Genomic DNA, 20,268 nt, shown 5'->3' with positions numbered 1-20,268 from the left:
CTCCGCCCGCTGCCGAGCTTTTTTTGCCCTCCGTCATGATCGACGTCCTCGAGCAAATCGCCAACGCCCTCGGACAGAGCATCGTAAGACGGCCCGTCTCATTGGAGGAGCCCCACCAATCGAAAGGTGAGAGACGCTGGGAGCTGTCCCAGGGCTCGGTGGCGACGAGCGAGGACCGCGTGACGACATCCCGAGCCGAGCTTCGGCAGGAGGCGGGGCAAGAGGCCGGCGTCTGGCGGAACTTGGGGACCATCCACGAGGCGTACGGATACTCGAACGCCACGTCTAACGTCTTCGGGGCGTCCGACGTGTCGTCGGTGTCCAGCGCTCCCGAGCCGTCAGAAAGAGACTTGGTTTCCGCGTGGTGTGCGTGGGCCGAGATACGCCGCCTGGTCGAAGAGGGGCAGATCACCGATGCCGTTTTCATTGCCAGCCTCGGCATGTCGCATCGGAGGCGGCGTACAGAATGCGAGTGATGCTAATTGCTCCTGGGCGCACCGAAGGCCACCTCGCCGGGTTTGCCCTGCGGTGGAAGGCCCTCAGCGATGCTCTCGAGTCTCCCGACTTTTCGTACGTGGCGCTCGATGACTCTGGGAGCAACATACCCCTCTCCCTTTCAGAGTCTGACGTCGAGCACGCGGACGACGATGCAAGCATGCTGATCGTTCGTTCAATGGAACGATTCCGGCCCGACGTGGTCGTCCTCACTGAGCTTCGAATCGTTCCGTACCTTCCCCTGGTGCGGAGCGTCGCCGAGTGCGTCGTCGTTGTGGACATGCACAACGTTGAGTCCCACCTGAAACGACAGCTGGCGGCGGCCGACGCGCGAGCGGGACACACCACGAGGTACACCGCGGACGTGCTCAATCTGGTCCGAAGGCTCGAATTGCTCGCGATCGATCTCGCGGATCAGATATGGCTGTGTAGTAAAGACGACTGCCAGATTCTCCGATCCGCCTACCCGGATCGGTTAGTTCCTCTGCACGTTGTGCCCAACGCGGTCTCAGTACCAGGTTCTTCCGGCCCAGCAATCCCGGGGACAACGCGCAAGGTTGTCTTCGTCGGCACTCTGGGATACCCACCAAACGAACGCGCCATCCGGTTTATCGCTCATGAACTCCTGCCATTGTTGAAATTGCCCGATCACTTCATCGTGGAGATCGCAGGCTCGCAGGCTCCAGACAGCGTGCGTGAGTTGGCGGGCCTCGTGGGGCTCAAACTAAACGAGAACTTCGAGTCCTTCGAAGAAGCGACAAGAGGGGCGATTCTCATCGCGCCCCTCTGGGAGGGGAGCGGGACGCGCTTTAAGCTCCTTGAGGCAATGGCGCACCGGGTGCCTATAGTGGCGACGCGCCTGGCAGCGGAAGGCCTGGATGTGGTCGACCGGAAGGAGATCATGTTCGCCGAAAACGCAGAGGAGTTCAACGTTGCGATAAGGGCCGTCGCTGACGATCTCACGATTTCCCATCGTCTCTGCGACCGTTCTCTTGACCTGGTTCGTCGGCAATACTCTATTCCGGCGATGCGTGAGAAGATAGCAACCGCATTGCGCTCAGTGTGAGGTCAATTTAATTACCGATGTGTCAGGGTAACCGGTGCGACCTACTGCTGGTGCGATTCAACCGTGGATGCCGGGAGCACTTCTCCGGTGACCAGGGTTAGTGCCACCCGTCGACGACTCGAATCGCTCGGGCAGGATTTCCTGCGACAAGCGTATGTGCAGGTACGTCCCTGGTGACCACTGATCCGGCGCCGATCACCGCGAAGTCGCCGACTGTCACGCCTTTCAAGATGATGACTCCGGTACCGACCCATACCCTGTCTCCGATGGCGACCGGGGCGCTCTTGGTCGAAGTCTTCGACGGGGTGTAGTCGACTGTGTGGTAGTCCGTGTCAAGAATCTGGACACCCCAGGAGATCTGACAGTCAGCCCCAATGGTGACTGCCGTCGTCGCGTCAATCTTGCAATCCTGCCGGATTATCGTGCGGGCTCCCACCGAAATGAGCGCCGGGCCACGGCCGTCGCCTGTCGCGGTGAGAATGGTCCGCTCGGAGATGCGAACGTCGCGGGCCAAAGCGATCTCGCCGTAGTTCGTCACGAACTTGGCTCCCGGCAGAACCCTTACGTTGCGGAAGCCACGCACTCTGCCACGCGCGTACTGCAGTGCAATAGTCACGCGCGACCTGTTGAAAGAACTGAACGAGAGCCGTCTGGCCGACGCTTTCACGGGCAACTTTCTCATCTGAGCCCCCATGGTACCCCGCCGCCGATCAGCTTTCTCCCTGCTGTAGTCGTAGAGGTATCTTGGCGCCAACATAGATGTACGCTGCCGAGCCGGCCACCAGGGACAAAGCCGTGACGACCCAGAGGATGTATCCGACGCCCGTGGTCATCATGCCGATAAGAAGCGGGTAAAGCGCCATGCCTAAAGAAGCGGCGGTTTGGAATACTGCGACCGCCCTGCCGCGAACTTCGGGAGGCGGCACAGCGGCCATCAGAGCGGCCGTGGCGGGCATGTAGAGCATGTCTACTACCGCCAGAATTATACCCGTGACGACCACGATTATCCAGCCTGCGCCCACCGACGGGTAGGGGAGGAACGCCAATGGCAATACCACCGCGATGACGAGTACGGCGCTTATAGCGATGAGGTGGGTCCGTTTGTGGCGACGCACGCTGTGCGTAACTAAAGGTTGGAATATGGCGACCCCTATTATGCTGATCGCGAAGAGTACCGCGGCGACGGTGGCGTCGAGGCCCCAGACGTTTACGTAGAACACGGAAAGGGCAACGGTAGGGAGAATGATAATCGGAGCGAGGAAGAACTGTCCTACTGCGATCGCCGCGTGTATCCGGTTGCCGAAGACCGTGCGCCAGGATCTCGCGGCGACGAGCAGATCCGGATCTTCTTTCGCGGGATCGGCAGAAGTACCGGTCTTTGGGAACTTCTGACTCAGGAAAATCACCGCGGCCGCGAATGATGAAATCACGTTCAGCCAGATGAGAACGGTCGCCCCCGTGGCTGCGCTTACCGCGAGTACCAGCGACGCGGCAACGCTGCCGAGGCCCATGGCCGCCATTTTCATGGATTCCAGGATGCCAAACCAGCGCTCGAAGGGCCGGCCCGCAGCAAGTTCGTAGACGTAGGCGGACCAGCTTGCCCAGTAGACTGAGTTGCCAATCGCCGAGAGCAGCATCGCCAAGAAGATGGTGAACGGATCGTTCGCGACGAGGTAGATGAGGAAGGATACGCCCGCCGCCACGTTGTTCGAGACCATCGCGGCCTTTGACCCGAACCGGTCGGTGATTATCCCGCCGAGGAGGCCGAACGGGAGGGCACAGAGGCTCGCGATGGTCAGGAGAACACCTAGCTGCGCGATTGGGACGTCCGTTGTCAGCGTGAAGTAGAGCAGCGAGATGGCAGAAACGAGCCCCGATCCCAAGGTGTCTACCAGGACCGCGGCGGAAACCTTCTTGTTCTTGCCGAGCTCGTCGTAGCCATACTTCGCGGAAAGTTGTCTGAATTGCGACAAAACTATCTCCTACCGTGAGGGCCACGCCGCCCTCAACTGAACAATGGGGCCGCAATCGAACTGGCCATTCGGTGGTCCACTCAAGCCTATAACGGACTTTCGGCATCCCGAAGGTAAGATCAGTTGCCCTTTTCCGCCTCGGCGTCAGTGTCGCTCGCCCGCGACCGACGCTGACAGTTGCGGGCCATTGCCTTAGAGCGCACGCCCGCATACTGTGGCGGGCATGTTCCCGTACGAGATCGTCCGGCTCACCCACGCGATTCTCCCGGACGTTGCATCCGCATATGAGTCGAACGGGCTGTTCAATCCGGCTGCGACCAGGCTCCACGACGGGTCTATTGCCGTTTATCCCCGGATGGACGGACAAGACGGACGCGCCAGGATCGGCATGGCCATGTGGGATGCGAGGACTAATCGTCTCTCCGGCCGCACGCTCGCACTTGAACCTTCCCGGTTCTGGGAGTTCGGTCGGAAGCACGGGGGAGTGGAGGACCCCCGGGTAGTCTTCATCCCTGTCCTCGGCAAGTTCGTTATGACGTACGTCGCCTTCGGCCCGGTTGGCCCGAAGCTTGCAGTCGCGGTCTCGGAGGACGGTCGGTCGTGGGGGAAGCTCGGTCCAGTGCATTTCCGCGTTGAATCGGACCCCGACGTGGACTTAAATCTGTACCACAACAAGAACGGATCTTTTTTCCCTGAACCGATCATGTCGCCGTCGGGAGAGATGTCACTCGCTTTCATCCACCGACCGAAATGGAACCTCGACTTCATTCGACAGGGTCTCGGAGCTACGCGTCCACTCGGAGTGCACCGGTCTGAATCAATGTGGGTGTCGTATGCTCCGCTGAAAAATTTAACGGAAGATGCCAGCCGCATGCTTGAGTTGCGAGAACACTCCGAAATTCTCGTTCCGAAGCGCGAAGACGAGAACATCAAGATCGGACTTGGCGCACCGCCGATTAGAGTTCCCGAGGGATGGCTTTTGATTTATCATGGCGTCTCAGCTGCGGTACAGGGCGAGCATTTGACCTATTCGCATTGCGCCATGGGTGCAATTCTCGACGCCGAAGACCCCACTGTGGAGCTTAGTCGATCCGATAACCCACTCTTAACGCCCTCAACTTTGGCCGAGGTCAACGGAAACGTCCCGAACGTCGTCTTCCCGGCTGGCATTGTGCAGGAAGGAGATGGGCGCTTCGTGCTTTTCTATGGCGCAGGCGACCTCGCGATCGGAACTGCGACGGTGTCGAAGCTTGCTGTCTGAACAGCAGTCGGCGCGCAATCAGGGGGCGCCGTGGTAGGCGCGGTCAGCGGTCGGACGTGTGATCTTGTGGCCGCGCTCGAGAACGGAGTCGACGGCTGAGGTGGTGTGTTCGGAGACCTAGGCCTGGATGCGGCCGACCACCCGCGATGATGAGCTGCGGGCGGTCGGCAGGGCGGGAGGAGAGCGTGAGCGCCGCACCGAGTGAAACACGCCCTCGCGGCGCCGCTTACGCTCATCTTCTGCGCTGCCGCGGTGCCAGCCCCAGGGTGCGGGGCGCAGGAGCGACCAGTCGGTGACGACGGGGTCGTCCGCCCCGCGCGCCAGGCGTCGGGCTGATCCGTGAAGTGGGGTCCGGCACCACGCTGGCCTCGAAGTGCACGTTTCACCTGCTGCGCTCGCGATCGGTGAGATCCCAAACCCACCGCGCCACGGGGCCCAGCAGCACCCCATCGGTGACGCCCGGGATGCTGGCCATCGCGCAGACGGCACCGCGGTCGCCAGCGAGCGCGGTCGACGGAACCTCGGGCACCGCTGCGGGCGCCACCCCCGCGAGCAAGGCAATATTCGACTCGAACCGTCGCTGGTACGCCGCCCCGGCGGTGGCTTGCACGTGCGCCCGGCAGAACGCGTTCGGGAAGCTCGACGCGAGGGTGTTCGTGACCAAGAAGATGTCGAGCGGCATCCACACAGGCCAGGGCTCGTGCCTCGGCAGCGCGCCGGGCAACGCGGCCAGAGCAGCCAGCTCGGGGCTTGCGATGCGACCATGGTGCAGCCATGCGTTCACACATTTAACGTAGGCGTCAATCCCGCGCTGATCTTGCGGCTCAAATGCCGCGTACGCGCACTGCGCCGTTTCAGCGATGCGGGCGCGGGCGGCGAAGCGATTCCAAGGCAGCTCATGCGGGCCTAGGAACGCCGCCAGCCGGCGCCTAGCGGTCAATATTTAGGACTCACTGGACACCCGGAGAAAAGCTCCTTCAGGGACGACCGACAAACTTCGAGTTTGCTGAGGCATCTAATTTAGGTTGCTTTAGAGTCGAGAACAAGGCATGGTGAGTCCCAGTTGCTTGCCATCAAAGCGCCGTTACGCTCGGCATTCGAGTTTATATAACAGCGCGTATCAAGGGGGATGTCGTTGGTATTTATCGTGGCACCGTTGACCGCACGCCAGCGTGCCGCCTGGGATGAACATTTCTCTGTCGCGGGCGCCGAGCGAGACCGTCGTATCGAAGAGGGCCTGTGGCGCCGAACGCAGGAGCTCGAAAATCGCTCGACATCAGGTTGGAGCAGCCCGGAGGACCGTCGGCGCCGCATTCTGCACTACCGATTCGAGTTCGACGTCGTCGACGACGGCTCAGAGCACGGTGCTCTAGCAGTCATAGACACCTACCTCTACTACTCAATCGCACTGCCGCACGACGAACTCTTGCAGCAGTCTGCGCAGCTCCGTGAGGCCTTCGCAGCGGGCGGCTGGGCCGCACAGGAGGGGCCGGGAGAGGCTTACACCTTTAGGGACCTCGTCGCCCAGTTCGATGAGTACGAGGTGCACCCGCAGGACGTCGCCTATGACCGCTCGCTGCCTGCCGATTACCGCTCACTGGACGTGACAATCCACTTGTCAGCTGTTCCCGAGGCGCGCCGGGCTCTGCCCTGGGACGTGCTCGCGGGCGGCATGCGCAAGCCCGACACGCGCGGGAAACCCGAGATCGTCGACGACGTCGCGCGCATCCTCGGCTACGCACCGTTCCAAGTCGAGGCCGGCTGCGGGCTCTCCGTCGAGGCGGGCATCCCAGCCCTGCATTTCCTGCACGAGCTCTACCGTGTTACGCGGCGCAGCGATAAGAGCTTCATCTTCGAGCCCGAAGACGACGACGTGCTCGCCGCCTTCTTGCGCGACCCGGCCGAGCGTACGGTGGTGCATTCTCAGATGTACCTCGCGTGTCTCGAAGCCACCGGTGCCTCGTGCCACGCGTCACTCGCGCAGCTCGCCCGCGACGGCATCGTCGTCGGTGACGTCGTAACGAATAACTTCGACGGGCTCGTCGCTCGCGCCGGGCTCTCTGAGCGCTACGTGCGCCGATACGACGAGCAGGTGCCCGCGGTCGATTTCCATCCCGACGCGCGCGCACTGCTCATCATCGGCAGCCACGCCGACCGCAGAAAGGTGCAGGCTCGTGCTCGCGCTCTCGGCCTCACGATCGTCTATCTCGACCTTGAGGGATTCTGGGAGGACGGGGTCTTCCATGACTACCCCCTGGAGGGCCCGCAGGACGGCGATCTGCTCTGGCGGGTCCCGGCCTCAGAAGGGCTCGCTGCCCTTGTCGAGGCCAGCCGCGCCGTGCTGGCCGAGCAGCGATGATGCTCGACTCGGCGGTCATACTCGAACGTGCCGAGAGTGCGCTCGACACCGCCGCCATGGATCGCGCCCTCGACCACTGGGCATCGATCCAGGCCGAGCGGCCCTGGCTTTTCGACGGGCCGATCGTCGCCGCAATCGTCGACTCGCCGCATTCCGAGACCGTCACGGTGCGCTGGTACCCGTCGACGTACAGCCGGTACCTCGCCCGCGACGTGGCTGGCGACGACGGCGGCTTCGACCGCGCGCTCTTTGCGAGCGTCGTCGTGCGATCACGCGACGGGTTGGTCCTCTTCGGCGCGATGGCCGACACGACGTCCTCGCCGGGACGCATGCAACTGCCGGGCGGTAACGTCGAGCTCGCATCTGACGGCTCGCTGGACGAGCCAAGGATCCGCGCCGAGGCCGCTAGGGAACTCCGCGAGGAGACCGGCATTGCGGTCGAGCCGGCCACCCTCCGGCCGCACCGCGTCTCGGTGGGCGACTCTTACGGCGACGTCGGCTTCCTCTACCGCTACGACAGCGAGCTGACGGCATCCGAACTGCTCACTGCCGTGAATGGAGAGGGCGAATTCGCACGCTTCGTATTCGCCGACCCTGCCGAAGTGAATGCCACGCGCGAGGGACATTGGGTGGACTACGCCGAGGGCTTGCTGGTATCTCTTCGCGACGAGGGCAGCGCGTGAGCAGCCACTGGCTCGACGATGTCTGGATGGACGGTGCGCCGGTGCCGTTCGCTCAAGCGACGACGCATGTCTCAACCGATTTTGCCCTCCGTGGGCTCAGCGTCTTCGAGGGTATCCGCGCCTACCCCATCGACGAGGGGCCGCTCCAGGGCGGCATGCATATCGTCGGCTTTCAGCACCACCGGCGACGCTTGCTGCAGTCGGCTCGGGCGCTGCGTATGCAGGTCGATGAAGCCTACGTCGACGAGGTTATGGAGGGTGTGCTGGGCCTTGTCCGCGCGAACGCCGGACGAGACCTTTATCTGCGTCCGACCATTGCACTGCGAGACGGCGCTTATGCAGCGGCAGCATCGCGCGAAAGCGTCACCGCCTTTGTGCTCGGCCGATACCCCGCTGAGGTCGGCGACGCAGCGACGCCGCGGACAGCGACGATCAGCCCATGGCGACACGTCTCGGCCCACCACTTTCCCGTACACGCGAAGGTTGGTGCGCAGTACGCGCAATACCACCTCGTGCGTGCCGATGCCGCAGAGCGCGGTTTCGACGAGGCGATCCTGCTCGACGCTGTCGGCATGGTCACCGAGACTGGCGGCGCCTCGGTTTTCCGCGCCACCGGTGGCGGCGTCGAGACTCCGCCACTAGATGCGGGGATACTCGCGTCGGTCACCCGGGGCATCGTGCAGCACATTGTAGAGCGGCTCACCGGCGAGTCCGTGGTCGAGCGGGCCATCTCCCACGAAGAGTTGCTTGGCCCAGCCTGCGTCTTCCTCACCGGCACGCTAGACGAGGTAGTCGAACTCGCGGTCGAGGGCGCGGCGCCAGGAAGTGAGGCAGACCGGCACCTCGTCGCGCAAATCATCGCCGAATACGGGCGGCAGTGCCGCAGACCATCGCCCGAGGACATAGAGGAGCTCGACTCGCACGTCGAGACATTCACTTCGCAGACAAGCTCGTGGAGGGCTACATGGACCGGATGACGCTGCCGATGCTCTACCACGTGCACGGCGTTGGACCGTTTGACTTCAGTTCGATGACGCCCGGAGACCTCGACGGCATCGACGCGATCGCCCGCGAACGAGGTGTCACTCTCGTTCCGACGATTTTTCTGCGCCCGGAGTACCTCGATACCCTGGCGGCTGTCTGCCAGCACTGGCAGGAGCGTCGTGAAGCTGGCGAACTCGCGCACATCGCGGGCTTCGGCGTCGAGGGGCCGTTGCTAGGTGTCTCAGGCGGGGTGCCGCCCGCCGGTTGCTGGATGCCGGACGCTAAGACCTGGGGCCGCATCGCCGCTCTCGGGGATCTCGGACTCGGCTACCTCGTCATCGCCCCCGACGCACTTGCCCTTGACGAGGAGATTGAGTCCGGCTTCTGCTTCGGTGACCTCGTCGACCTATTGCAGCAGCATGGCGTGCGTCTCGCGTTTGGGCACTTCCGCCACGATGATCCCGAGCGCAGCGCAGCCATGACCCAGGCGCTCATCGACTACGTGGCGCCTGCGGGCGGAGATCGCTACCGGCTCGTCACCGACCACCTCTACAACGACATGCCCCGCACCTTCGTGCATGCCTGGCGCACACCGGAAGCGCGTAAGGACCGGCCGGCGCAGCTAGCGGCCGTGCTCGACCGGCCTTGGCGGCCCGACACGCTTGCCGAGATCCTCGGCCCGGTGCCAGCGACGATCATCCAGGCGGCTCTCGATGACCGACTCACGCCCATGCTGAACTTCGACGGCAACCACGTCGACCTGGAGATCTGCCGAGCCACGGTTGCCTACCTGGGGGCCGAGCGGATCATCGGCATCACCGACCACATCGAAGTGCTCGATATGGCCGGTGAGCAACTGCATGCTGCGCAAAACGGCCTGCTGTTGCGTGGCGATAACATTGTCGCGGCAGGATCCACCGGGTTTGAGGCGCAGATCGCGAATATGCGTGGACTTGGGCTTTCAGATGCCGAGATTGACCAGCTCGTGCGCTTGAACCCGCAGCGCGCGATTGCACCTGCGGTCTCGAAGGCGAGTAGTTGATATGGAGAGTATCGATATGAAAGATGGGGATCAGCACATGAACTCCACCGATCTCCTCACCTCGGTCTATGACCATTGGTACTACCGCATGTGGGCAGCGGAGCACGGCGGCGCCCGGTTCGAACGGGAGATCGCCGACCTCGTTGAGCAGCTACCCCAGCTCGACGGTAATCGCCGCGTCATCGATCTTGGGGCTGGATTCGGACGAATCTCTAACGCTCTTGCCGAGCGTGGCTACGAGGTTACGGGCGTCGAGATCGCTGACGAACTGCGCGCGATCGCCGAAGATAAGGCTGCGGCCAACGGCCTCACGAGCATCTTTGTGGGTGGCGACTGGCATACGTTTGAGGCTGAGCAGCCCGCGGCCGCGGTGCTGCTGTGGGGCACAACCTACGGGCACGGCGGCGACGAGGGCGACGCCGCGACCCTCGCGACGGCGCACCGCCTGCTCGCGCCGGGCGGGGCTCTGCTCATCGAGCTCCGTAACTGGGGAGCTCCGGTGCGCAGTTTCGAGTTCGCCACCCATCGATCCTCCGACGGTGCGGAGCTCTTCGAGCTCCACGACTACGACGTCTACACGGCCATTCAGCACACGAGGCAGACGCTCGTGCACGAGGGTCGGGTCGTGAAGCAGCTCGAGTACAGTCTCCGCCGCTACGCACTACACGAGATCCTCGCCGACTGCCGCGCGGCGGGCTTCGCCGAGGTCGACGCTACCGAAGTGGGTGGCGGACGGGTGACCCCAAGCTCGCAGCGCATCGTGGTTCGCGCGATCCGAGGGTGACGAGGATGCCCGAACTCGGCTCCCTTTGTAGCGGCTTCAACCGAGCCGTTCTCTTCGACACCTTCACGCTCTACGGCTTGATCGATTCGGGGTTCCGGATTGATCGACTCGACCGGCTGCCGGCGCTCGTGACCGGAGCGGGATCGTGACGAGCGAGACCCCGACCACCGCAGTCGTGCTCTGCGCCGGACGCGGCACACGTCTCGGTGACATCACGGCAACGACGCCGAAGCCGCTCGTGCTCGTCGGCGAAGCAACGGTCTTAGAGGACATTCTCGGCCGCATTCGGCGAGCTGGCGTCAAGGAGACTCTCGTCACGGCGCACCACCTCGCCGACCGTATCGAGGATGCCGTCCGTGGGCACGACGGCGTCACGGTGACCGTTCAGGAGCGCCTCACGGGCCCTGCGGGCAGCCTCATCGAGGCGGTCGCGGGACGAGTACCCGGTCGCCTGCTCGTGATCCACGGCGATCTCTGGTCGGACGTGGATCTGCGGGCTGTGCTTGACCACCACGAGTGCTCGCAAGCGAGCGCCACCGTCGTCGCGGTCCCTGTCGACGACGTGACCCCGTTCGGCGCGCTCGCCGTCGACGGGGGCGCGCTGCAAGCGATCCGACCGAAGGGTGCGTTGCAGGGTCCCGGCCTTGTGAACGCGGGCATCTACGTCTTCGAGACCGACCTCACGGCACTTATTGAGAACGTGGGAGTCAAGGGCGAGCTCGACTTCCACCACCTGTTCGCCGGACTCATCGCCAAGAGTTCGCGCGTCTCAGTCGTCGAGCACCTGGGCCGCTGGTTCGACGTGGGCACCCCGGCGTCGCTGCTCGCCGCGAACCGCATGGCGCTCGACGCGTTGCCCACCGAGGCACTCCGCGCCAAGCGGCGCGGGGGCGGCCTTTGGTCGGTATCGGATGGGCCCCGCGCGGACGCCGCGGCTCCCACAGTGATCAGAGCCTCGCTTGTGTTCGACTCTGCGGCGCTTGGGGATGGGGTCGTTCTCTCGGCTGCCGTCATCGGCGCAGGGGCGGTCGTCTGTGAGGGCGCGCGCGTCGAACGCAGCGTGCTATTGCCCGGCGCCGTCGTGGCACCGGACAGCGTGGTCCTCGACGAGGTGCGGGGATTGTGAGGGTGCTGCTGCTAACCTCCGCCTACCCGCCGGTCGCTGGCGGGGCTGAGAGCTACGCGCGGGTCGTCGCACAAGCGCTGACCCGCGCCGGTGCCGAAGTGCTCGTGGTCACCGATGCGCGGGATGCGTCTCCGGCCGCCCCCGAGGCGCATCCGGCGGTGGTACCGGTGAGCGGTTACTGGTCGATGGTGACCGACCCCACGAAGTTGTGTTGGGAGCAGATGGCCTTCGCGGTCCTTTCGGACCTAGAGCCACTCGTCGCAGCATTCGGACCAGATGTCGTGCTCACGAACAACCTAGAGACCGCCGTACTCGGCCGCATGATTGCCGACACTCTCGGCATCGCCTTGGTCGCCGCGTTCCACGAACACGCTCCGCTCGACGAGCCCTTCGGCATCGGAAAGCTGCGGCTGGCGTATCAGCGGATCGCGCCGGATCGCGTGCTGTGCGGCTCGCGGTTCTACTACGACCGCGCCCTGCCTCTCGTCGGCCCCGAGCGTGCTCAGCTCGTCTACCATGGCATCGCGACCGAGGACTTCGCTGCAGCGCAACCGTGGGACGGTCGCCCCACCGTGCCCGAGCGCACGACGACCATCGTCTGCATCGGGCGCCTCAAGGAGCGTAAGGGCCAAGCAGTGCTGCTGGAGGCGCTACGACGACTGCCGAGCGAGCTGCTCACCGATACGACGGTCGTGCTCGCCGGATCGGTGAGCTCGGCATCCCCTGACTACCGCGCCCAGCTCCTCGCAACGATCGAGCAGACCGGTCTCGGCGACCGCGTCGCGCTCGTCGAGGACGTCACGCTCGACGAGGTGCCGAAGCTGCTGGCTGCGGCTGACCTTGCCGTCGTGCCCAGCCTCGAGGAGGGCCTCGGCTTCACGGTGCTAGAGGCGTTCGCCGCAGAGGTACCGGTTGTGACGTCCCGCGTGCCCGGTATCGAGGAGGTGCTCGTTGAGGATGGGCTCGTCTGGGAGTTCGCGCCCGGGGATACGGCAGCGCTTGCCGAGGCGCTGCAGCGGGCCCTCACCAACCCCGACCGTGGCGCGCGGCAGGCAGAGCACGCACGGCGGGTAGTGCAGGAGCGCTTCTCGATCGACCGCATGGCCGCGGAAACCATGCGGGTGCTTGGCGAGGCCGTAGACGAGGCGCAAAGGAGCGGCCAGGATGCCCGTGACAGCTGAACTTGACCGTCTGCTTGTTGCCGCCCAGCGCACTGCAGATGCCGTCGATGCGATCCATGCCGAGACTCCGCCGCCGCTGCAGGTGGACACAAAGGACGACGGATCACTGCTGTCGCAGATGGATCTCGCCGTTGAAGACGCCGTACATTTGGTGCTTGCCCAAGAGGTGCCGGGCAGCATTGTGCTTGGCGAAGAACGGAGCGCCACGGGCGATGTTGCAGACCTCGTCGCAGGACGCATCGACGGCTGGATACTTGACCCGATCGACCACACACGGCACTACGTGCGGGGCGACGCCGAGTTCGGCATGCTGCTTGGGTTTGTGCGCGAGGGCGAGGTGCTTGTGTCATGCATCTCGGCCCCGAGACTGGGCCTGCGCGCATGGGCCTCGGCCGGCGGCGGCGCATTCCTAAACGGCACACAGGTGCGCTGCGCACCCGTCACCGGGCTCGCCGAGGCCGAGATCGCTTTCGCCGGTTTTAGGGAGTGGGGTGGCGCGCCACGCGATCTCACCGCCGTGCTGCGCCGCTGTGCTTATCCGCACGGCACCCGCGGCGGCTTCCTGCAGCAGGTGCGCGTCGCCTCGGGAGCCGTCGACGCGGCCCTTGAACCCTGGGGTGCACCGTGGGACCATCTGCCTGGTGCGCTGCTCGTCGCCGAGGCGGGCGGGCGGGCTTCGGCGCTCGACGGTGGCCCGATCGGCAGCACCCCGGATAGCGGGCTACTCGTGAGCGCAGCCGGCATTCACGACGTGATCCTGGACCTCCTGCACGGCAGGTCGGACGAAGAAAGAAGGACCCTTACGTGAGCACATCGACTGTCGCCTTCAGCGCCGCACTCGCCCAGCACGGCTACGAGCCTGACGGCGACGCCTGGCAGGGCATGGAAGGCACCGTGCTCGGTCTCACCGGCGGCCGGGTCGCGAAGTCCTGGTTCGAGCGCAGCCGTAAGGGTGTGGAGCAAATCCAGGCCTTCTCCGCTGACCTTGCAGCCATGCAGCTGCCCTTCGGCACCCCGGAGGTCGAGAGGGTCTTTGAGGCCGATGGCATGGTTATCAGCATCGAGAGACGGCTGACGGGCACACCGCTGAAGGAATTCCTCACCGACCCGACGCCGACCTCGACGGACGCGGCGATTGAGGCCCTGCTCTCAGCCTTACTCGTTCTCCGTGATACGGCAAAACCCGATGACGCGCACCTGCTACCGCTCTTCGATGTCGCGAAGCCCGACCCTGGCACGGCGGGTACGACGGTGCTTGGCGCCCTCGCCCGGCGGCGCCTACAGGCCTCACCAGTGATCCTCGAACGCATCCCGAACGCCCCGGCGGTGCTGGATGCGCTGGAGGCGTGGCTCGCCCGCTCGACGGCGTCCGAGGTGCTCACGCACGGTGACCTCTGCGCCGAGAACGTGCTCGTCGATGACCGCGGCGCCGTCACAGCTGTGCTCGACTGGGGCTTCCTCACCTGCTACGCGCCGCCCGCGATCGATCTCGGGATCTCGACCGGTATCCTCGACATGTACTCCGAGAAGGCCCGGGCCACCGACGACCGGTTCGTCGCGCGCGTGCTCGCCACGACCGACGCCGACCTCGGTGACCTGCTGCGCACCCGGGCGCTATATGCGCTCATCACCGCGACGGCATATTCGCCGGAGGGCACCGACGGTCACTTTGGCTGGTGCGTCGAGCAGCTGCAGCGCGACGACGTGCGGGCGGCGGTGGATGCCGGATGAGCGAATGTCCGCCCGCGTCAATACCGCCACCGCGGTCGGCGCCCTCGATCTGACGGCAGACTGGGGCGTGCGCGGCGTAAGCATGGCGTTCGCGAACGCGCGCACCGGAGCGACCGTCACGTTCGAGGCACTCGAAGCGCGGGTCACTTAGAGCGTGCACTGCGGCGAGGTGGCGAGGCGGCGCTCGTAGAATACGAGTTGTCGCGCCTGGTCGTGGTCGTCTGGTCAGCGATGAAGTGGATGCGCTCGTTGAGCTGCTGGTCGCCGTCCGGCTCGATACCGGCCTCTTCTTCGGTCAGCCGGGCATGCTCGACCAGCCGGGCGCTTCGCTGGAGACGCTCACGGCACTCGGATTCGACAGTGTGTTTGCTGCTGGCGGGCTGCGCCATCGGGCAACTACCCCGGCCCGGGACGACACTCTTCGGGTGGTGTTGCAGAGCGGCGGCATGACCGGCATGCCCAGGCCCGTGCCCGTCGACCTCTCTCCCGGCGCGCTCGACGGGATGCGCAGGCTCTTCACGTGACAACCGCACCTGCGCCTACTGCGGACGCAGCCGCGTGGGCACGACGGTCGACCACATCATGCCGGCGAGCCGGCTCACGCGAGTCGAAGCGGACACGTGGCTCAACACCGTCGCCGCCTGCCTCAAGTGCAACGGCTACAAGGCCAACCGCACGCCGGAGGAGGCCGGCATGCCGCTGCTCTTCCAGCCGCGTGAAGTCACCACGAGGGACACACTCCTCGTGGCCGTCACCGCCACCGGCGCCGACGTCGTCGCCCTGGGCCTCGTCGCCTAGGAGCGGCCTTCGGTCGCTCTAGGCTCACGTCATGGAGTGGACACGCGCGGGGCTGACGGCGGCAGGCTTCCACGGCTTCGTGCCCTTCGCGGACCTGCCGGCGTCACCTGTCCCACCTGGCGCCGGCACCTACATCGTTGTCCGACCTGACGCGGGACCCCCGGCCTTCCTCGAGGCGAATGCCGGCCGTGCGGTGCCCGGCCGCCGGCACACCGAACCCCTCACGACCCTCGAAGCAGCATGGGTCACGGGCGCTGAGGTCGTCTACATCGGCAAGGCCGACCTCGGCTCGAAGGGCGACCGAGGCATCGCCAAGCGCCTCGATGAGTACCGGCTCCACGGAGCAGACCTCGGCGGCAGCCACAACGGTGGCCGCTACCTGTGGCAGCTCCGAGACAACGCCGCCCTGCTCGTGGCCTGGCAAGAGAGCGCCGATGCCAGCGCCACCGAGACAGAGATGCTCGACGACTTCATCGACCAGTTCGGCAAGCTCCCCTTCGCCAACCTCACGAACGGCCGCGGATCCCGGCACAGCCGGGCCCGCCGTCGCACGCCGCGCATGGAGCAGGCATGAGCACGCCGCCGACCAAGCACATCCTCCTCGACTTCGAGGGGGTCGTCAGCGCCGAGCTCAACCTCGCTGCCGCAGCAGACGCAGGCCACGACGTGGGCCGCTTCACGATGACCGAGGTACCGCTCCCGAGCGACGCCAGCGCCTTCGTCGCGGTCTTCGACCCCGCGGTCGTGTCGCGGATCAACGCACTCGCCACGGTGCCAGGGGTCAGCATCCACTGGCTGACGTGCGTCGGCCACCACGTGCCCCGAACCATCGCCCCCGCCATCGGCCTCGACGACTTCCCGAACAGCGCCCACGCATCGGACATCCCCGGCCAGGAGGGGTGGCCCGGAACCAACTGGACCGCCGGCGCCTGGTGGTAGGCCGCTGCCGCGCGCCTGCACCTCGAAGACGCCGACAGCGTCCTCTGGGTCGACGACCACATCAACACCGCGCTGCACCGAGCCATGTACATGCCGCTGCCACCGACGCCGCTCGCTGACGAATACCGCTCTCCGTACGACCTCGACGACGAGGACGAGGACGACGATGACGACTTCCCCGGCAACTCGAAGCTGTCCTTCATCACCCCCATGAGCCGCTCAGGCCTCACCCTCGACGACGTCGCCGCGATCGAGGACTGGGCAGTCAACGGAACGCTCATCCGGCGCGACGTCGAGCGGCGCTTCTAGGTCCAGGCGGCGGCGTCGACGCGGACACCCGTGGCCGCCGCGCATGGGTGCTGCATGACCGCACCCCTCACGATCCTCGTCGACATCGACGCCCCCGTTGCCCTGTGGGAGAAGGGCCTCGTCGACGTCGCCCGCCAGGACTACCCCCACCTCAACATCGCCGACGCCGGCACTCGCAACGCCTGGGACCTGCTCAAGGACGTCGATGCCGACGTCGCCACGGCTCTCATGGCCACGATGAACAAGCCCGGCTTCTACCGCGACCTCGAGCCGCGCGAGGGTGCCTTCGAGGCCCTCCACGAGATGCTCGACGCCGGCCACAACGTGATGATGTGTTCGACGCCCTCGGTCTACAACCCCACCTGTGCCTCCGACAAGCTCTGGTGGATGGAGCGTCACGGCGGCCTCGAGCTCGCCAAGCGCACGATCATGACCCTCGACAAGACCGTCGTCCGCGGCGACGTGCTCATCGACGATAAGGACGTCATCACCGGCTCCATGGCCCCTGAGTGGACCCGCATCGTCTGGAACGAGGCCTACAACCAGGCTGCGACCGGTCCGCGCATGGTCCAGTGGGACAGCTGGCGCGACGCCATCGACGAAGCCCTCACCATCAGCTACGGAAGGACCGCCGCGTGACCGCGAGCATCAAGATCAAGACCCTCCACCAGGACGCCATCGTCCCCGAGCACGCCCGCACGGGCGACGCCGGAGTCGACCTCCGCGCCATCGAGAACGCGACCATCGCCCCCGGCGACGTCCATATCATCGGCACCGGCCTCGCGCTCGAGCTCCCCGACGACCTCGTGGCCCTCGTCCACTCCCGGTCCGGCCTCGCCGCCAAGCAGCGCGTCGCCGTCCTGAACGCCCCCGGCGTCATCGACTCCGGCTACCGCGGCGAGGTGAAGGTCATCCTCATCAACCACGGCATCTACCCGTTCGAGGTGAAGACCGGCGACCGCATCGCCCAGCTCGTCATCCAGCACTTCGTCGCCCCGACCTTCGAGGTCGTCGACGAGCTCAGCAGCAGCGACCGCGGCGCCGGAGGCTTCGGTTCGACCGGCACGTCCACCGTGGCGCCCATCGCCACGGCCACCCCGGCCAAGAAGCTCAGCAAGCGCCTGTCGCACGCCCTCAGGCACGCACCCGACGACTACGGCATCACCCTCGACGCCGGCGGCTGGGCAGACCTCAACGACGTCGTCGTGGGCCTGCGCCTGTCGAGCCCGAAGCTGGCCGACATCGGCTGCGCGGACGTGCAGTTCGTCGTCGACCACGGATCGAAGGAGCGTTTCGAGCTCGCCGGTGGCCGCATCCGCGCCACCTACGGCCACAGCGTCGACGTCGCCATCGACCACCTCGGCTCGTCCATCCCGTCCGAGCTGTTCCACGGCACGTCGCCCGACTCGGTGACCGCCATCCTCGCGGACGGTCTGCGACCGATGACGCGCCGCCTCGTCCACCTCTCCGGCGACGAGGAGACCGCCGAGCGGGTCGGCCGCCGGAAGCACAGCAACCCCGCCATCCTCCGCATCGACGCCGCGGCGGCTCTCCGCGACGGGCACGACATCCGACTCGCTGCGGACACGACCTACACGGTCGCGAGCGTGCCGGCCGCGTACATCACCCGGGTCGCGTAGCCACACCTGCCGACACGCGAACGCCCTGGCCCTCACGGTCGGGGCGTTCCTGCGTTGGGTGCCGCGCATGGAACCTCTACCGATCCACGCTCCGAAGAGGCCACCCTGAACCACGACAAGCTCATCGCCAGCCTCCAGGCCGCGGCGACGCCCCTGACCACGCAAGCTGCAACCGCCCTCGACTGCCTCATCCTCGAGCTCGAGACGCTCCGAGCCGACAGGGCACTTCGAGTCGCTGACGTTGCCAGCCGCTCGGTGATGGGCGCCGAGACGATGACCGTCGGGGCCGCCCGCCACGAGATCTACGTCCGCCAGTTCGCCGCTGACGGATTCCGCCCCGAACACCTGCTCTCCGCGGTCGTAGCGGCGGTGTCGCCGGCGGACCTCATGAACGCGCTGCCGCCCCGACTGCGACCGTCGGCAGCCGCGCCCTTGCAGCGGAAGATAGACGACCAACGCAGGCGCCTCGACACCACACCCGGCTCCTGAAACGCCGACAAGATCGCTCTCCGCGGTCTCGAGGTGTCCCGCGAAGGGTCCGATGAACTGCCGGTGCTCACGCTGCGCTTCGCCGAAACGGACCACGCGTCGTTCTTGGCCATCGCCGCCGAATGGGAGAGCCTCATGGCCGCGGGCCTCGAGGGAGGCCCGCTACGAGGCGAGGAGCTCCTGGACATTCTGCCCGGCCTGTCGAACTCCTTCGGCATCAACCTCACCGTCGAGACGGCCGACGGCCAGTTGCTCCTGACGAGACGAAGCGCGAAAACAGCCAGCGGCCAGAACCTCCGCCACATCTCGGTCAACGAGGGCATGGCGCTGGTCGATGTCGACCCACTGACCGGACGCCCCGACCCCTACCGCACCGCCCTCCGGGGAATCGCCGAGGAGCTGGGGGTCGACCTTGAGGCGCAGCCGGAGATGCGCGATCGGATCACGTTCCACAGTCTCGTCTGCGATGTCACGCGCAACGAGTGGGCACTCCTAGGCCATGTCGATCTCCGCGAGACGGTCTGGACGAGCGCATCCTTCCTTCACGCCCGTCAGCTAGGCATGGCCCCCGACGCCTGGGAGTCCAACGCCATCGAGTTCATCCCGATGACGAAGACGGCGATCGAGACGGCCCTCGAGGACGACAAGGAGTGGGTCGGACACGGCTACATCAACCTCGCACTGTCCTCCGTGCACCGCTTCCCGTAGGGCCGGAACCACCTTCTCGCGGCGGCGCGAAGCACCTTCGCCTGGCGCCCGCCGGCGTGCCGCGCATGGTCCGCCCGACACCCGCAGCAGACACCGGAGAGACCATGCTGAACCACGACTCGCTCATCGCCAACCTCAAGGCTGAGGCGACCCCTGCCGCCCTGCAAGCCGCTGCGGCCCTCACCGACCTCGACCAGAAGCTGGCGACTGTTCGTGGGCTGCACGTCAAGGAGGAGTTTGGTGGCGACTGCGTCGCCTGCGGTGAGACCGCCGGTGCCCAGGGGTGCCCGACAACTCAGATCATCAACGCGGGGGAGGACCCGGCCGACGTCGCCGAAGCATCCGTCGACATCAGCACCGGCATCGCCGAGCTCGAAGACTTCCTCCGACGCACCGCTGACGACGACGGGCTGCACCTCGCATGAGCGCTACCGACTCGCTTCCCGAGACGGCGTCCGAACCGACTGACGCCCAGCTCGTCGTCCGTGAGGCAGCCGCGAAGCTCCTGTTCCTGCACTGGCAGCGTGACGCGAAGGAGTCTGCACGCCTGACCTGGGACGGCGCCACACCGCACCTTCGCGGCGTCTTCCTCGCGCAGGCGACGGCGCTCGCCCCGCTGCTCGGGGGCTGACCGGCTAGCTGCCACGCATGGACGGTGGGCCACGTCCCCTCACCGGGGCACCCAACGTCCGGAGGCCTC

The 20,268-nt window shown here is 65.8% G+C and carries 27 protein-coding genes and 1 pseudogene; 25 read left to right on the top strand and 3 right to left on the bottom strand.

Translation table 11 applies throughout. The annotated features are described in order from the left end of the window. The first annotated feature begins 35 nt into the window (after window positions 1–35). Both OVA02_RS10915 and OVA02_RS10910 read left to right on the top strand, forming a co-directional pair. On the top strand, window positions 36–476 hold the full coding sequence (locus OVA02_RS10915; RefSeq protein ID WP_267658339.1) for an NUDIX domain-containing protein: 441 nt from the start codon (window positions 36–38) through the stop codon (window positions 474–476). Then, the gene (locus OVA02_RS10910; protein ID WP_267659697.1) at window positions 476–1,561 is read left to right on the top strand and encodes a glycosyltransferase; all 1,086 of its coding nucleotides are present in this window, start codon (window positions 476–478) and stop codon (window positions 1,559–1,561) included. Before OVA02_RS10915 ends, OVA02_RS10910 begins: the two co-directional genes overlap by 1 nt. 97 nt (window positions 1,562–1,658) lie before the next feature. On the opposite strand, the gene OVA02_RS18090 is transcribed toward OVA02_RS10910, so the two are convergent. Further along, a complete protein-coding gene (locus OVA02_RS18090; protein WP_324289739.1) occupies window positions 1,659–2,177 on the bottom strand; it encodes an acyltransferase in 519 nt (172 codons plus the stop codon). A 94-nt stretch (window positions 2,178–2,271) separates the two neighbouring features. After that, the gene (locus tag OVA02_RS10900) at window positions 2,272–3,534 is read right to left on the bottom strand and encodes an MFS transporter (RefSeq protein ID WP_267658337.1); all 1,263 of its coding nucleotides are present in this window, start codon (window positions 3,532–3,534) and stop codon (window positions 2,272–2,274) included. 223 nt (window positions 3,535–3,757) lie between these two features. On the opposite strand from OVA02_RS10900, the gene OVA02_RS10895 reads away from it, so the two are divergent. After that, window positions 3,758–4,795, top strand: coding sequence for a glycosidase (locus tag OVA02_RS10895; protein ID WP_267658336.1), 1,038 nt, complete (start codon window positions 3,758–3,760; stop codon window positions 4,793–4,795). 382 nt (window positions 4,796–5,177) lie between these two features. Here the strand turns inward: OVA02_RS10895 and OVA02_RS10890 are convergent, their stop codons facing one another. Further along, window positions 5,178–5,735 carry a penicillin acylase family protein gene (locus tag OVA02_RS10890; protein WP_267658334.1) on the bottom strand — a complete coding sequence of 186 codons (558 nt, stop codon included), beginning with the start codon at window positions 5,733–5,735 and terminating at the stop codon, window positions 5,178–5,180. 216 nt (window positions 5,736–5,951) lie between these two features. On the opposite strand from OVA02_RS10890, the gene OVA02_RS10885 reads away from it, so the two are divergent. The 22 genes and pseudogenes from OVA02_RS10885 to OVA02_RS10780 all read left to right on the top strand — a co-directional run bounded on the left by OVA02_RS10885 (window position 5,952) and on the right by OVA02_RS10780 (window position 20,199). Then, window positions 5,952–7,154 (top strand): hypothetical protein, encoded by a 1,203-nt coding sequence (locus OVA02_RS10885; protein WP_267658333.1) that lies wholly within the window; start codon window positions 5,952–5,954, stop codon window positions 7,152–7,154. Then, complete coding sequence (locus OVA02_RS10880) at window positions 7,151–7,837, top strand: NUDIX hydrolase (RefSeq protein WP_267658332.1); 687 nt, start codon at window positions 7,151–7,153, stop codon at window positions 7,835–7,837. The genes OVA02_RS10885 and OVA02_RS10880 overlap by 4 nt, the downstream gene beginning before the upstream one ends. Beyond that, window positions 7,834–8,814: an aminotransferase class IV gene (locus OVA02_RS10875; RefSeq protein ID WP_267658331.1), complete on the top strand. Its 981-nt coding sequence runs from the start codon at window positions 7,834–7,836 to the stop codon at window positions 8,812–8,814. Before OVA02_RS10880 ends, OVA02_RS10875 begins: the two co-directional genes overlap by 4 nt. Continuing rightward, window positions 8,802–9,863 (top strand): hypothetical protein, encoded by a 1,062-nt coding sequence (locus tag OVA02_RS10870; protein ID WP_267658330.1) that lies wholly within the window; start codon window positions 8,802–8,804, stop codon window positions 9,861–9,863. Before OVA02_RS10875 ends, OVA02_RS10870 begins: the two co-directional genes overlap by 13 nt. Before the next feature lie 37 nt (window positions 9,864–9,900). After that, window positions 9,901–10,647 (top strand): class I SAM-dependent methyltransferase, encoded by a 747-nt coding sequence (locus tag OVA02_RS10865; protein ID WP_267658329.1) that lies wholly within the window; start codon window positions 9,901–9,903, stop codon window positions 10,645–10,647. 5 nt (window positions 10,648–10,652) lie between these two features. Further along, the gene (locus OVA02_RS10860; RefSeq protein ID WP_267658328.1) at window positions 10,653–10,796 is read left to right on the top strand and encodes a hypothetical protein; all 144 of its coding nucleotides are present in this window, start codon (window positions 10,653–10,655) and stop codon (window positions 10,794–10,796) included. Then, on the top strand, window positions 10,793–11,773 hold the full coding sequence (locus tag OVA02_RS10855; protein ID WP_267658326.1) for a nucleotidyltransferase family protein: 981 nt from the start codon (window positions 10,793–10,795) through the stop codon (window positions 11,771–11,773). The genes OVA02_RS10860 and OVA02_RS10855 overlap by 4 nt, the downstream gene beginning before the upstream one ends. Window positions 11,774–11,775: 2 nt before the next feature. Beyond that, window positions 11,776–12,954: a glycosyltransferase family 4 protein gene (locus OVA02_RS10850; protein ID WP_267658325.1), complete on the top strand. Its 1,179-nt coding sequence runs from the start codon at window positions 11,776–11,778 to the stop codon at window positions 12,952–12,954. Further along, the gene (locus OVA02_RS10845; RefSeq protein WP_267658323.1) at window positions 12,944–13,762 is read left to right on the top strand and encodes an inositol monophosphatase family protein; all 819 of its coding nucleotides are present in this window, start codon (window positions 12,944–12,946) and stop codon (window positions 13,760–13,762) included. Before OVA02_RS10850 ends, OVA02_RS10845 begins: the two co-directional genes overlap by 11 nt. Then, window positions 13,759–14,685, top strand: a complete 927-nt coding sequence (locus OVA02_RS10840; protein WP_267658322.1) for a phosphotransferase family protein — start codon at window positions 13,759–13,761, stop codon at window positions 14,683–14,685. The genes OVA02_RS10845 and OVA02_RS10840 overlap by 4 nt, the downstream gene beginning before the upstream one ends. A gap of 4 nt (window positions 14,686–14,689) precedes the next feature. Further along, window positions 14,690–14,836 carry a hypothetical protein gene (locus tag OVA02_RS10835; protein ID WP_267658320.1) on the top strand — a complete coding sequence of 49 codons (147 nt, stop codon included), beginning with the start codon at window positions 14,690–14,692 and terminating at the stop codon, window positions 14,834–14,836. An 85-nt stretch (window positions 14,837–14,921) separates the two neighbouring features. After that, a complete protein-coding gene (locus OVA02_RS10830; RefSeq protein WP_267658318.1) occupies window positions 14,922–15,209 on the top strand; it encodes a hypothetical protein in 288 nt (95 codons plus the stop codon). Window positions 15,210–15,231: 22 nt separating this feature from the next. Next, window positions 15,232–15,483: pseudogene (locus OVA02_RS10825) on the top strand (HNH endonuclease); the annotation flags it as partial. A gap of 31 nt (window positions 15,484–15,514) precedes the next feature. Further along, window positions 15,515–16,057 carry a hypothetical protein gene (locus OVA02_RS10820; RefSeq protein ID WP_267658317.1) on the top strand — a complete coding sequence of 181 codons (543 nt, stop codon included), beginning with the start codon at window positions 15,515–15,517 and terminating at the stop codon, window positions 16,055–16,057. Beyond that, on the top strand, window positions 16,054–16,422 hold the full coding sequence (locus OVA02_RS10815) for a hypothetical protein (RefSeq protein WP_267658316.1): 369 nt from the start codon (window positions 16,054–16,056) through the stop codon (window positions 16,420–16,422). The genes OVA02_RS10820 and OVA02_RS10815 overlap by 4 nt, the downstream gene beginning before the upstream one ends. A gap of 90 nt (window positions 16,423–16,512) precedes the next feature. Further along, a complete protein-coding gene (locus OVA02_RS10810) occupies window positions 16,513–16,731 on the top strand; it encodes a hypothetical protein (protein ID WP_267658315.1) in 219 nt (72 codons plus the stop codon). Window positions 16,732–16,785: 54 nt separating this feature from the next. Then, window positions 16,786–17,370 carry a 5' nucleotidase, NT5C type gene (locus OVA02_RS10805; RefSeq protein ID WP_267658314.1) on the top strand — a complete coding sequence of 195 codons (585 nt, stop codon included), beginning with the start codon at window positions 16,786–16,788 and terminating at the stop codon, window positions 17,368–17,370. Further along, window positions 17,367–18,371, top strand: coding sequence for a dUTP diphosphatase (dut, locus tag OVA02_RS10800; RefSeq protein ID WP_267658313.1), 1,005 nt, complete (start codon window positions 17,367–17,369; stop codon window positions 18,369–18,371). Before OVA02_RS10805 ends, dut begins: the two co-directional genes overlap by 4 nt. A gap of 54 nt (window positions 18,372–18,425) precedes the next feature. Continuing rightward, a complete protein-coding gene (locus OVA02_RS10795; protein WP_267658312.1) occupies window positions 18,426–18,860 on the top strand; it encodes a hypothetical protein in 435 nt (144 codons plus the stop codon). 63 nt (window positions 18,861–18,923) lie between these two features. Further along, a complete protein-coding gene (locus tag OVA02_RS10790; protein ID WP_267658311.1) occupies window positions 18,924–19,568 on the top strand; it encodes a hypothetical protein in 645 nt (214 codons plus the stop codon). 104 nt (window positions 19,569–19,672) lie between these two features. Further along, window positions 19,673–19,993, top strand: a complete 321-nt coding sequence (locus tag OVA02_RS10785) for a hypothetical protein (protein WP_267658310.1) — start codon at window positions 19,673–19,675, stop codon at window positions 19,991–19,993. After that, window positions 19,990–20,199, top strand: a complete 210-nt coding sequence (locus OVA02_RS10780) for a hypothetical protein (RefSeq protein WP_267658309.1) — start codon at window positions 19,990–19,992, stop codon at window positions 20,197–20,199. Before OVA02_RS10785 ends, OVA02_RS10780 begins: the two co-directional genes overlap by 4 nt. Window positions 20,200–20,268: the final 69 nt, after the last annotated feature.

The organism is Frigoribacterium sp. SL97 (genome assembly GCF_026625765.1).
Classification (GTDB): Bacteria; Actinomycetota; Actinomycetes; order Actinomycetales; family Microbacteriaceae; genus Frigoribacterium.
This window is presented reverse-complemented; position numbering and strand designations above follow the sequence as displayed.